At 70.5% G+C, this 12724-nt stretch carries 10 protein-coding genes; 3 read left to right on the forward strand and 7 right to left on the reverse strand.

The features are described from left to right. Positions 1-1490 (reverse strand): polyketide synthase (locus POF73_RS07745; protein ID WP_272113772.1); only part of this gene is annotated, 1490 nt, incomplete at its 3' end. Between the two features lie 411 nt (positions 1491-1901). Here POF73_RS07745 and POF73_RS07750 point away from each other — a divergent pair. Then, on the forward strand, positions 1902-2189 hold the full coding sequence (locus tag POF73_RS07750) for a hypothetical protein (RefSeq protein WP_272113773.1): 288 nt from the start codon (positions 1902-1904) through the stop codon (positions 2187-2189). A gap of 111 nt (positions 2190-2300) precedes the next feature. Here the strand turns inward: POF73_RS07750 and POF73_RS07755 are convergent, their stop codons facing one another. Then, positions 2301-2879 carry a helix-turn-helix transcriptional regulator gene (locus tag POF73_RS07755; RefSeq protein ID WP_272113774.1) on the reverse strand — a complete coding sequence of 193 codons (579 nt, stop codon included), beginning with the start codon at positions 2877-2879 and terminating at the stop codon, positions 2301-2303. A 1273-nt stretch (positions 2880-4152) separates the two neighbouring features. Here POF73_RS07755 and POF73_RS07760 point away from each other — a divergent pair. Then, positions 4153-5538 (forward strand): MFS transporter, encoded by a 1386-nt coding sequence (locus tag POF73_RS07760; protein ID WP_272113775.1) that lies wholly within the window; start codon positions 4153-4155, stop codon positions 5536-5538. Positions 5539-5626: 88 nt separating this feature from the next. Here POF73_RS07760 and POF73_RS07765 read toward each other — a convergent pair whose 3' ends face one another. The 4 genes from POF73_RS07765 to lnt all read right to left on the reverse strand — a co-directional run bounded on the left by POF73_RS07765 (position 5627) and on the right by lnt (position 10729). Further along, positions 5627-7573, reverse strand: coding sequence for a helix-turn-helix domain-containing protein (locus tag POF73_RS07765; protein ID WP_272113776.1), 1947 nt, complete (start codon positions 7571-7573; stop codon positions 5627-5629). A 97-nt stretch (positions 7574-7670) separates the two neighbouring features. Then, positions 7671-8480 (reverse strand): 3-hydroxybutyrate dehydrogenase, encoded by an 810-nt coding sequence (locus tag POF73_RS07770; protein ID WP_272113777.1) that lies wholly within the window; start codon positions 8478-8480, stop codon positions 7671-7673. Between the two features lie 54 nt (positions 8481-8534). Next, positions 8535-9014, reverse strand: coding sequence for an NUDIX hydrolase (locus tag POF73_RS07775; RefSeq protein WP_272113778.1), 480 nt, complete (start codon positions 9012-9014; stop codon positions 8535-8537). Between the two features lie 104 nt (positions 9015-9118). Beyond that, on the reverse strand, positions 9119-10729 hold the full coding sequence (lnt, locus tag POF73_RS07780) for an apolipoprotein N-acyltransferase (protein WP_272113779.1): 1611 nt from the start codon (positions 10727-10729) through the stop codon (positions 9119-9121). A 310-nt stretch (positions 10730-11039) separates the two neighbouring features. Here lnt and POF73_RS07785 point away from each other — a divergent pair, with 310 nt between their 5' ends. After that, positions 11040-12107 (forward strand): O-antigen ligase family protein, encoded by a 1068-nt coding sequence (locus tag POF73_RS07785; protein WP_443049457.1) that lies wholly within the window; start codon positions 11040-11042, stop codon positions 12105-12107. 32 nt (positions 12108-12139) lie between these two features. Here POF73_RS07785 and POF73_RS07790 read toward each other — a convergent pair whose 3' ends face one another. After that, the gene (locus POF73_RS07790; protein ID WP_272113780.1) at positions 12140-12685 is read right to left on the reverse strand and encodes a hypothetical protein; all 546 of its coding nucleotides are present in this window, start codon (positions 12683-12685) and stop codon (positions 12140-12142) included. Positions 12686-12724 lie beyond the last annotated feature (39 nt).

Consider the following 12724-nt stretch of genomic DNA (forward strand, 5'->3'; position numbering starts at 1 on the left):
CCACCCGCACCAGCACCCACATACGACGCCAACCGACCCGCCTGACCGGCCAGCCCATCCCCACCACGACCCGACACCACCCACGGCACCACACCACCAGCCGCAAACACCAGCCCAGCGGCACCGTCAGGCTCCGGCTCGGACCCGACCTCGGGCTCAGACGCGACCGGCGACTCTTCCAGCACCACATGCGCATTGGTCCCGCCCATCCCGACGGCGCTCACCCCAGCGATGAGGGGCGCGTCGGGGTCGGGCCATGGGCCGATGGTGTCCTGCACCCGCAGGCGGAGGGCATCGAGGGGGATGTCGGGGTGGGGGGTCTCGAAGTTGAGGCTGGGCGGAAGTTCGCGGTGCTGGAGCGCCAGTACCGTCTTGAGCAGGCCGGCGATTCCGGCCGCGCCCTCCAGATGGCCCACGTTGGTCTTCACCGAGCCGACGCGCAGGGGCTGGTCGAGCGCCCTTCCTTCGCCCAAGGCCGCGCCGAGGGCGGCCGCCTCCACCGGGTCTCCGACCGGCGTTCCGGTTCCATGGAGTTCGACGTACTGGATGTCATGCGGAGCCGCCCCGGCGTTGCTCAGGGCACGGCGGATCACGTCTTCCTGAGCGCGAGGATCCGGAGCAGTGAGCGTGTTGCCTCCGCCGTCGTTATTGACGGCGCTGCCGCGGATGACGGCGCGGATGGGGTCGCCGTCGGCGAGGGCCCGGTCGAGCGGCTTCAGTACGACGAGGCCTCCGCCCTCGCCGCGGACGTAGCCGTTGGCGCGGGCGTCGAAGGTGTAGCAGCGGCCGTCGGGCGAGAGCGCCCCGAATCGGTGCGGGTACAGGCTGCTCTCCGGGGCGAGTTGCAGGTTGACACCGCCCACGAGGGCGATGTCGCTGTCGCCGCTGCGCAGGCTCTCACAGGCGAGGTGGAGGGCGACGAGGGAGGACGACTGCGCCGAGTCGAGGGTGAGACTGGGGCCGCGCAGGCCGAGCAGGTACGAGAGCCTGTTGGCGACGAGTGCGCGGTGGGTTCCGGTGAAGGACTGGTGGGTGACGCTCTCGGGTCCGAGCCCGTGGAGCAGGGTGGCGTAGTCGTCGTGAGCGGCCCCGATGAACACGCCGGTGCTGGTGGAAGCGAGGTGTGCGGGGATGATGCGGGAGTCCTCCAGGGCCTCCCAGGCGAGTTCGAGGGCGAGGCGCTGCTGGGGGTCCATGGTGTCGGCCTCGCGTGGCGCGATACCGAAGAAGCCGGCGTCGAAACGGTCGACTTCGTCGAGGAATCCTCCCCAGCGAGGTGTTTCGTCATCGGAGGCGTTCTCGACGGACGCGTCGGCGAGCCTCAGCCGGTCGGCGGGAGTGGGACGCACAGCACTGTCTCCGGCACGCAGCAGGCGCCAGAGGACGTCCGGGTTCGGGGCGCCGGGCAAGCGGCAGGCCAGGCCGATGACGGCGATGGCACGCCGGGGCGCGGCGTTGAGCCCGTACCGAGTGCGTTCTGACTCGCTCATTCCACTCCACCAGCTTGTTGGCCCAGCCTGTGTGGACCGCAGACGTCGGGTACGGCGTGTGCACGGCATGCGTACGGTGCACGGCGTAGGTGACGGCCGTAGCCGCCCGGTCATGTGTCAGGCAGCGAATCACGGACCGCCGGGCTCCCCACGCTTTGGGCGCATGGACTAGGGCGGCCCCTAAATTCCCGCTGCCCTGAGGTGCATCAGGAGTGCAAGGGGATTCTTCGGACGGTGTTTTCGGGAAACGCCCAGACATGACGCGGAGGAGGCCGCCGAGTATTGCGCTCGTCCGGCTTCTCCCGCCTGAATGAGCGCAACACCGCTCGGGGGACGGCGGTGACGTGTCCGGGTCCGGGGTCGGCTTACGCGGCGGCGTCCTGGCCCATCCGGAGAAGACGGAGGGAACGCATGACGAACGCGGAGCTGGCGGACCTGCGCGGCGCACTGGTCAAGCTGCGCGGCAGCCTTGAATCATTGCGGCTGGCCAAGGGCGACTCACCGTACGTCCGCAGACTGATGAACGATCTCGACCGGTTTCAGTTGGACATGGAGGACGTCTCCGGGTCCGGAGTTCACCTGTCGGCGTTGCATGGCAACAAGAGTGTGCGGGAGGTCGTCCGGATCAAGGACGGCCCTGATGCGCACCTGTCGTGGCCGGACGCGGACGACGAGGGCATCGGTGGTCACCGCCGCTGAGAGGGTGCGGGCACGGCCTCGATGGCTCCACCCGGGCCGCCATGGCCATGGAAAACGCCGGACTCCCCGGCGCGGCCAGGAGTCCGGCGTCGACACCGGGTGCAGGGAGGGTCACTTCACGAAGTCGGGTACGGCACGGGGCGGCCAGGCGCCGACGGTGAGCACGCCCATCGAGTAGGCGCGGGAGACGAGCGCGGCCCGGTTGGGGGCCTTGAACCGGCGGAGCATCAGCCCCACGTGGTATTCCACGCCTTGGCGGCTGAGAAAGAGACGTGAGGCCATCTGCACCGTCGAGGCGCCGGTGGCGACGCCCTCCAGAATGCGGGCATCCAGCGCCGTGAGCATCGGCGTCGGCTTGGCGGGCCCCTCTGCCGCCTCGGCCGACCAGTCCTCCGGGCTCATCAGGACCACGACACCGGAAAGGTCGTCCCTCTCTCCCTTCACGGCGATGCCGGTGATCTCCGCCGAGAAGACCCGGTCGTGGCCGCGCATGGCGACCACGCGCTCGACGAAGCGGCTGCCATGACCGTCGGACAGACGTGTGAAGTGTTTCGGGAGGATGTTGCGCGCGCTCGGATGCAGGACGTCGTAGATGCTGCGTCCGCAGATCTCCGTCGAGGAGCGGGCGATATGACGGAAGAAGTCGGCGTTCGCCGCTTCTATCTTGAGACCGGGGTCCAGGCTCGCCATGCAGGTGACATGCTGCGGGGCACTCGGCCGCCACTCGCCACGACGGACATTGCGCGGGAATTCCAAATGGCCGCCGACCATGGCCGGCCGATTGGCGTGGGGGAGCATCGAAGTCTTCTCCTGAGCGGTCAACACGGAAAATTAGATTCGACAGCGCAGAACAGAAACAGAAGGCCTTGCGATAAATGGTCGATTCATTTCTGCCCCGCTGCCGGCGACATTAGGTGGGCCGCATTCCGGTGTCAACGACGACATGGACAGGCGGGGAAACACTGCGGTACCCCCACAGGGTGGGTTCGGTCATCGCGCGTAGAAACGGTTCGGCAAGGACGGTTCGGTACGGTCACATGCGCACCGGCCGCGCAGCATGCACACCCCGCACCCCAGCGTTGCGACGCCACGGCACCTGAAGGGGGAGCGGGACGCCCGCAACTTGAGCGCAACCTGCTGAAACGTCACAGACACCGCACCCTGACCAGTATTAATAACGGTTGGATAACGATACCCATCTCTTGGTTTACCTCCAAGAGAAGCAGGGAACTTCGCGCGGGCAGCGGCCGTCACGAATCCCTTTTCAACTCCCCGTCCGTTCAAGAGGAGGGAAAAACATTCCATTCTCACCCACCCTCCTTCTTTACCCTCTCACGCGAAAGAAAACTGTCCCGCCGTGAGGACACGAGGAAAAGCATGGAAGCACTCTGACTTTCAAGTCTCATACTGACCTGACCCGGCCGCCACCGGCGCCCGCACCTGCAAGTGACAGGCGTTGAAGGCCACCACTGATGTTCCGTAACGCGAGATCGGCGTCCGACCGCCCCCCGTCGGTGCTGGCTTGCCCGCTCCGCGTCGCGGGCCCCGCGGCCCGAGGGGTGCCCGCAGCGCAGGTGGGCCGGCGCCGGCAGGGGCCTGTCGACCGGCGGTCAGCCGCCGCCAGCAGGTACCGCGTTGCCATTCCGGACAGAACCGGCATCCATGACCACCACCCGGATCCCGTCTCGGAAGATCCGGACCAGGAGTGGGGCAACCAGCACGGGAGTCAGCACGCCCCCGTCAAACCAACCCGCCCGTCAACCAACCCGAAGTGCGCAACACAGACAGCGCCCGTTCCGCCACCGACCAAGCCCTCAAATCGGCCCTCGAAGCACCAACATAGGGGCTGCACGCACACCCCGCCCCCGAACTATGTAGTCCCACCACATGTGCCCCTGACCAGCAGATTCCTACCGTGTGCGAACACCCACCCGTCCCCACCGCACACGAGGAAGTGGCGCACATGGCCCCCGGAACCACCGCTCCCCCACCACCCGCGAACCTCCGTCGCATCGTCGCCGCCAGCCTCATCGGCACCACCATCGAGTGGTACGACTTCTTCCTCTACGGCTCCGCCGCCGCCCTTGTCTTCAACAAGCTGTTCTTCCCGGACTCCGACCCGCTCGTCGGCACCCTGCTCTCCTTCCTGACGTACGCCGTCGGATTCGCCGCCCGGCCGCTGGGCGCGCTGGTCTTCGGGCACTACGGCGACCGGCTCGGCCGTAAGAAGTTGCTGGTGCTGAGTCTGCTGCTGATGGGTGGGGCGACCTTCGCGATCGGGCTGCTCCCGACGCACGCGACCATCGGGGCCGCCGCGCCCGTACTGCTGACCGTGCTGCGGCTGGTGCAGGGCTTCGCGCTCGGGGGTGAGTGGGGTGGGGCCGTGCTGCTCGTGTCCGAGCACGGGGACGCGCGGCGGCGCGGCTTCTGGGCCTCGTGGCCGCAGACCGGCGCGCCCGCGGGGCAGTTGTTGGCGACCGGCGTGCTGTCCCTGTTGACGGCACTGCTGTCGGACGCCGCTTTCGTCAGCTGGGGCTGGCGGATCCCGTTCCTGCTCTCCGGTGTGCTGGTGATCATCGGCTTGTGGATTCGTCTCTCTGTCGATGAATCCCCTGTCTTTCAGCGGGCGTTGGCGCAGGCCGAGGCCCGCAAGGCGGCGCACAAGGCCGATGCCGAGCGACTGCCGCTGGTCTCCGTGCTGCGCCACCACTGGCGGGACATCCTGGTGGCGATGGGCGCACGCATGGCGGAGAACATCAGCTACTACGTCATCACCGCGTTCATCCTCGTGTACGCCACCACCTCGGCCGGCGTCTCCAAGCAGACCGCCCTCAACGCCGTACTCATCGCCTCCGCCGTGCACTTCGCCGTCATCCCGGCGTGGGGCGCGCTGTCCGACCGTGTCGGTCGGCGTCCCGTCTATCTGCTCGGCGCGGCCGGCGTGGGACTGTGGATGTTCCCGTTCTTCTCGCTCATCGACACCGGCGGCTTCGGCAACCTGCTTCTCGCCGTGACCGTGGGTCTGGTGCTGCACGGCGCCATGTACGCGCCCCAGGCCGCCTTCTTCTCCGAGATGTTCGCGACCCGGATGCGCTACTCCGGTGCCTCGATCGGCGCCCAGTTCGCCTCGGTCGCGGCGGGCGCTCCCGCACCGCTGATCGCCACCGCGCTGCTGTCGGACTACGGCAGCTCCACCCCGATCGCCCTGTACGTCATCGCCGCGTCCCTCCTGACGGTGATCGCGGTCGGCGCCGCCAAGGAGACCCGCCACCGGGATCTGGCCGACATCGAGCCGGCCACCGACGCGGAGCCGGCAACGGCTCGAACGGCCGGTGCGCGCACCCTCTGACCATCTGCCCCCTGGCCGCCTCGGGCGAGCCTCAGCAAACGGCTCCCCCCCACCACGACCGACCCCCGTACGCCCGTGCGTGCGGGGGTCAGCGCTGTGCCGGTGCCGACAACCGGTGCAGCCGCAGGGCCAGTTGGATCTCCAGGGTGCGGGCGGGGCTCTGCCAGTCGTCGCCGAGGAGACGGCCGACGCGCTCCAGACGCTGGGCGACCGTGTTCACATGGACATGCAGTTCGTCCTTGGTGCGGGCCGGGCTCATCCCGCAGGCGAAGTAGGCGTCGAGCGTGCGCAGCAGGTCGGTGCCGCGCCGTTCGTCGTATGCGACGACCTGGCCGATCGTACGGCCGACGAAGCCGGCGATGTCCCGGTCCCCGGCCAGCAGCAGTCCCAGGAAGCCGAAGTCCTCGGCAGCGGCGCCGTCCCCGGAGCGGCCGAGCAGTCGCAGGGCGTCCAGGCAGCGCCGGCCCTCCCCGTAGGCGGCGGCCACGGCGTCGGGGTGGGCGGCCAGGTCCTCGACCGGGGCGGAGGCGCCGACGGTGACCGCCTCGTGGACGGCCGTGCCGAGATGCCGGGCGGTGCGGCGGGCGAGGGCTGCGGCCGTGTCCGAGGCTTCGAGGGGCAGGAGCAGCACCGTGCCGCCGTCGCGGGCGGCGGCCAGGCCGTGCCGGGTCGCGGCGAGGTGGGAGGCGGCGGACCACAGGCGTCTGCGGGCGGCCGCCTCCTGGTCGGCGTCGGCCGCGGTGGCGTCGAGGCGGGCGGCGAGGACGACATGGGTGGCGTCGAGGTCGGCGTCCAGCCGCGAGGCGCGCTCGCGCAGCAGGCGTGGGTCACGGTCGCGGGCGTCGAGCAGATCGTCCAACAGCTCGCCCCGGACGCGCTGTTCGGCCTCGGCGGCGGAGCGGCGGGCGAGGAGCAGGAGGGAGGTGACCATCGCGGCCCGCTCCAGCGTGCGCTGGTCGACGGGGTCGAGGCCGGGGTGACCGCGCAGCACCAGTGCGCCGAGCAGTTCGCCGCCCGCGGCCACCGCGGCGATCCAGTCGTCCGCGTGCCGTACCGCGTGGCCTTCGGCGCGCGAGGCCTCCAGGGCGCCGGCCGGTGCGACCGCGGCCTCCGCGAACTCGACGGTGCCGTCGAGGACTTCGGAGACCGCGGCGGCCACGTCGTGCACCCCGCCGCCGCGCAGCACGAGTTCGGCGAGCCGGTCGTGCACGTCGGAGGCTCGTTCGATGACTCCGCTGCGGTCCTGGATGATCTCGTTGGCCCGCTCCAGGTCGGCCAGGGCCGAGCGGGTCTCGGTGAGCAGGTTCGCCGTGTCGATGGCGGCCGCGGCGAGAGCGGCGAAGGAGCCGAGCAGCGCGATCTGTTCGCGCTCGAAGACCCGGGCCCGCCGGTCCGCCGCGAAGAGGACCCCGATCACATGGTGTCCCAGCATCAGCGGCACCCCGAGGATGGCGACCAGCCCCTCGTCCCGCACGCCCGCGTCGATGGCGAGCGTGTGCTGGAAGCGGTCGTCCTTGAAGTAGTCGTCGGTGACATAGGGACGGGCGGTCTGCGCGACGAGCCCGCCGAGGCCCTCCCCCATGCCGAGCCGCAGCTGCTGGAACCGGGCGGCGACCGAGCCCTCGGTCACCCGCATATAGGTGTCGCCCCGGGCCGGGTCGTTCAGGCTGAGATAGGCGACGTCCGTGCCGAGCAGCGACCGGGCGCGCTGCACGATCGCCTGCAGTACGGAGTCCAGGTCCCGCAGGCCGGCCAGGTCGTGGGCCGTTTCGAAGAGGGCCGACAGCTCGGCCTCGCGCCTGCGCCGCCCTTCCAGCTCGGAGCGCACCCGCAGCGCGATCAACTTGGCCTGTTCGAGGGCGACGATCTGCTCGGTCGGTCTGCCCTCGGCGCGCGCGAGCAGCACCGGCTGCTCGTAGGCGTCGGCGGATGCGCCCCTGGCCAGCAGTTCGAGGAACGGAGCCTCGGCGCTGCTCAGGGGCGATCTGGCCGCGGCGGCGGAGCGCTCGGCTGGTTGCACGTGATCGCGGGACATGCCCACAGGATTGCTCATCGCACCGCCACCCCGTCAGCCCTGTGGATAACTCGGGCGTCGGCCGGATGTTCGATCAAGCGTGCATGTCGCGGGCACGTCAGTGAGCGGTCCAGCCGCCGTCGAGGACCAGCGACGTCCCTGTCACGAAGGATGCCTGCGGGCTGCACAGGTATGCCACGGCCTCCGCGACCTCCTCCGGTTCGATGAGCCGTTTGACCGCGCTGTCCTGAAGCAGAACCTCGGACAGCACCCGCTCCTCGGGGATGCCGTGTGCCCGGGCCTGGTCGGCGATCTGCTTCTCGACCAGTGGGGTGCGCACATAGGCAGGGTTCACACAGTTCGAGGTGACTCCATGGGGTGCGCCCTCCAGGGCTGCGGTCTTGGAGAGTCCCTCCAGGCCATGTTTGGCGGCCACATAGGCCGACTTGAAGGCAGAGGCACGCAGCCCATGTACGGAGGACACATTGACGATCCGGCCCCAGCCCTGCCCATACATATGGGGCAGGGCACCACGGATGAGCCGGAACGGCGCCTCCAGCATCACGGTGAGCACCGTGTGGAAGACATCGGGCGGGAAGTCCTCGATGGGACGCACCAGTTGCAGCCCGGCGTTGTTGACCAGGACGTCCGTGCCTGCGGCGGCGAGTTCGGCGGCCTCCAGATCGGTGAGGTCGAGGACATGCGGCTCGACCGTGCCCGCCAGGGTCCGCGCCCCCTCGGCGAGTGCCTCCAGGCCCGCGCCGTCCCGGTCGACCGCCCTCACCTTGGCTCCCGCGGCAGCGAGCCGAAGCGCACACGCGCGGCCGATGCCACCTGCGGCACCGGTGACAAGGGCAGTGCGGCCACCGAGGTCGAGCGAGGAGGACCGGGTGGAGTCGTGGGCCGGGAGAGCGCTGGGCGGGGTCATGGCTCGACCCTAGGCGGCGCCCTCCCCTGCCCACATATGGTCACAGCCCACAGTTCAGTTCGAACTCATGGGCTCGAACCACGTGGGTTCATCTGCCAGTGCCTGCTTGATCCGGAACAACTGGCTCTCGTCCATCGCGGGCAGTGCGTCCACCTCGAACCAGCCCACCTGCAGGGACTCGTCGTCGTTCACACGTGCCTCGCCGCCGACCGCCCGGCAGCGGAAGGTGATGTCCATGAACTGGCACATGTCGCCGTTGGGGTAGGTGACCTCACGCCCCGACCTGACCAGAACGACCCGCTCGGCGACACAGCGGACGCCCGTCTCCTCGTACACCTCCCGCACGGCGGCGTCAGCCGGCTGCTCCCCCGGGTCCGGGATGCCGTTGATCACCGTCCACTTGTGGTTGTCCGCGCGCTGCCCCAGCAGGACCCGTCCCTCGTCGTCGAAGACGACGGCACTGACCCCGGGGAGCCACAGCAACTGGTGACCGGCGGAAGCCCGGATCGTACGAATGAAGTCAGGAGTAGCCATGGCCCCGACCCTAATGGGACGGGGCCGGCACCCCCCGGCGATTTCCGGGGGGCGGCGACGGGCGCGTACCCCTACACGTCTACACGTGGTCGGCTACATGTCGTCTACACGTGGTCGGCGCGCCGCGCCCGCAGCCCCGCGCCGATCGTCCAGCCGAGACCGCCCGCGGCGACCAGCAGCAGGGCGATCTCCGGCAGGATGCCGAGCTTGGTGGCGGGCGTCTCGGAGGAGCGCAGCGGCACCTTCTGGACCAGCGAGTCGGCCACGAACATGCCCGTCTTCTGCGTGATCTTTCCGTCCGGCATGATGATGGCGCTCACGCCGCTGGTCACCGGGACGGTGACGGTCCGGCTGTGCTCCACGGCGCGGACCCGGGACATGGCGAGCTGCTGGTAGGTCATCTCGCTGCGGTCGAACGTGGCGTTGTTGCTCGGCACGGAGATCATCTGCGCGCCGTCGACGACCTCGGAGCGCACGGTCCAGTCGAAGGCTGCCTCGTAGCAGGTGACGAGGCCGACCTTGGCGCCGTCCATGGTGAACACTCCCGGCTCGCTGCCGCGGCTGAAGTCCTTGCGGACCATGGAGGTCCAGTTCTCGTTGATCGCCCCGACGATGGAGCGCAACGGCAGGTACTCACCGAATGGCTGGATCTGCCGCTTGTCGTAGCTGTCGACGGGCCCCTTGGCCGGGTCCCACAGGATCTGTTCGTTGAGCAGCTTGCCGTCCCGCTCGACGACGCCACCGACCGAGATGGGCGCGCCGATCGCCTTGGCGGCCGCGTCGATGACGGCGCGGGCGTCGGCGTTGGCGAAGGGGTCGATGTCGGAGGAGTTCTCGGGCCAGAGCACGAAGTCGGGCCGCTCGACCTTGCCCGCCTTGACCTGGGCGGCCAGGCGCTCGGTCTCGCGCGCGTGGTAGTCCAGTACGGCCCGGCGCTGGGCGTTGAAGTCCAGTCCCGCGCGCGGCACGTTGCCCTGGATGACCGCGACGGTGGCGGTGCCGTTCTCGGCCTTGTCGCTCACCAGCGGCCGTGCGGCCACGGCGCCCACGACCGGTACGGCCACACTCAGCAGGGCCACGGCCGCGGCGGATCGCTGGACGGCCCGGGTGCGCCGCCGCTCCACGACCAGGCGTACGGCCTCGCAGAGCCCGAAGCCGCACAGGACGACCGCGAAGCCGAGGACGGGCGTGCCGCCCACCGCGGCGAGCGGCAGGAAGACACCGTCGGCCTGGCCGAACGCGATCTTGCCCCAGGGGAAGCCGTTGAACGGCGCACGCGCGCGTGCCGCCTCTCCGGCGATCCACAGCGCCGCCGCCCACACCGGCCAGCCCGGCAGCTTCGACACCGCGGCGACTCCCACGCCGACCAGCGCGACGAAGACCGCCTCGATCACGACCAGCGCGATCCAGGGGCCGGGCCCGACCTCCACTCCGGTCCACACCAGCAGCGGCAGCAGGAAGCCGAGGCCGAAGAGATAGCCGAGGCCGAGAGCCGCCTTCCAGCTACGGCCGCGCAGCACCCAGCCGAAGACGGCGAAGGCCGGCAGGGCCAGCCACCACAGGGTGCGCGGCGGGAAACTGACGTAGAGCAGCACTCCGGAGAGCGCCGCGGCGAGGGCCGGAACCAGGCGCACGAGCCGTGCCGCGCGCGAGGCGGGCGCGGTCTGCGGCTGCAGCTGGTCCGACTCGCCCACGGAAGTTGCGGTGACGGTCACTCCGGGAGTGTACGGCGGTTGACCTCGGCACCGACAGCGCGGTCCGGCCCCGGCACCCTTGGCCCACGCACCCCGACCACGGCGGCGGGCCCGCGCCGGCGCACGCGTCCTCACCGCGGCCGAGCTCGGACGACGGGGCCGTCTCCTGCCCACTCGCACGACGCATCGTTTCTGCACGAGACGTCCACAAATCAGCCATCAGCAGTTACGGTATGCCGGAGTCTCAGTCGTACTGGCCGGTCAGGCCGGCGGCCGGGGTCCGCAACAGGTCGGGGGACCGGGTTCGGGGGGCGGGGTGGGTGTCACGGGGATGGCGTCTGCGGTAGGTCCGAGTGAGGACGGGGACAGACGAAACGTTTCTGATGCGGCCGGCGTGGTGGTCCTGGGGGCCTGTGCCACATGGTCGCTGGTCTCGGCGGCCGTGCACGGCGGCCGGCCCGAGGGTGTCCTGCTGGCGATCCTCGCCGTGGCCGCAGGCTATGCCGCGGGACGGATCGGCGGGGCGCTCCTGCCGGTCGCCGCGCCCTGCGCGGGAGCCCTGGCCGGAGTGGGGCTCACGCTGACGGTCCCGCATCTGGCTCCCGGGCCGCAGATCGTCACCCCGCTGGGACACGCCGGGGCCACCGCCGCCGTACTCACCCTCTCCGCCGGTGCCGCGTGCTGCGCCGCGTGGGCCGCCTCGGCGACCGCCCTGCGACTGGCCCTGCGCGCCCTGGCCGCCGCAATCGCGGTGACCGCGGCCGTCCTCGGCTCGACCTCGGGCTTCGTCGCCTGCACCGCCGTCGTACTGTGCTCGCTCGCCGCCGGCCACATGCACCATCGCGGTCTGGGCATCGCGGGACTGGCCGTGGCCGCCACCGCGGTCTCCGGCTTGATCTTGGCGGTCGCCGGGAGCGCGGTGCGCGGCGGATTCGCCTCGTGGCTGGAGGGTCAGCTGACGGCGCACCGCATCCAGCTGTGGCGGGACGCCCTGCACCTGGCGCGCGAGGACCCCGGCCTGGGCGTGGGCCCGGCACGGTTCGGGGAGCTCAGTGCGACCGCGACCGAGACGCTGCTGTCCGACGGCAAGCCCCACTCGGCGCCCTTGCAGGTGGCGGCAGAGCAGGGTGCCGTCGGTGTGATCCTGCTGGCGGCGGCCTTCTGCTGGATGCTGTTCGCGCTGTGGCGCACCGCGCGTCCCACCCCGGTCGCGCTGACCGCGGGGGCCGCTCTGACGGCGGTGGCGGCGATCGCCGCGGTCGGCAACGCGCTCAGCTTCACCTCGGTCTCGGTGGGCGCGGGCCTACTGGCGGGGCTGGCCACGGCCCGGCCGCTCGCCGACGGATCAGCGAGGCGCGAGATCGACGTACGCGCGCGTGGCGACCGTTTGGCCCCCTGACCTGATGTGCGGCGCAGGAACCCTTACCGCTCTCAGTGCGCCGGGCCGGGCGTGCGGGTCCGCAGACGGTCCCTGATGACCCGTACGGCCGCCTCCGCGTCGTCCACGGTGATCGTGAACGTATGGCCGTCCCACAGCCTCAGCACCAGGCCCTCACCACGCCGTACGACGACCGCGGTGCCCTTCTCGGGCCGCCACCGGTAGCCCCAGCCGCCCCAGTGGCGCGGGGTGACGTGCGGGATGAAGTCGGCGCCCACTACCTCGGACAGCGGGATGCGGCGGCGCGGCACACCGATGTGGCCGCAGCGCACCTCAAGGCATTCCTGGTCGACCTTCAGGGCGACGTGCACGAAGGCCAGAGTGCCGAAGAGGACCAGCAGCCCGGCGGCGATGCAGCCGACGACGGCCATGGCGAGCGGCGCGACGCCCTCCTCCGTCCACGGTGACTCGACGGCCAGCTCGATCCCCAGCGCCATGCAGGCGGCGCCGGACAGCGCCAGCAGCCACTGGACCCGGTTGGTCGCCCGCCCGGTCCAGACATCGGGGTGCGGCTTCCTGCCGTGGGGGTGGTCCCTCATGGCTATGAGATTACTCAGGTTTCGCTGCGCCGGGACCGC

Origin of the sequence: Streptomyces sp. HD, from assembly GCF_028369295.1 — a bacterium.
Classification (GTDB): domain Bacteria; phylum Actinomycetota; class Actinomycetes; order Streptomycetales; family Streptomycetaceae; genus Streptomyces.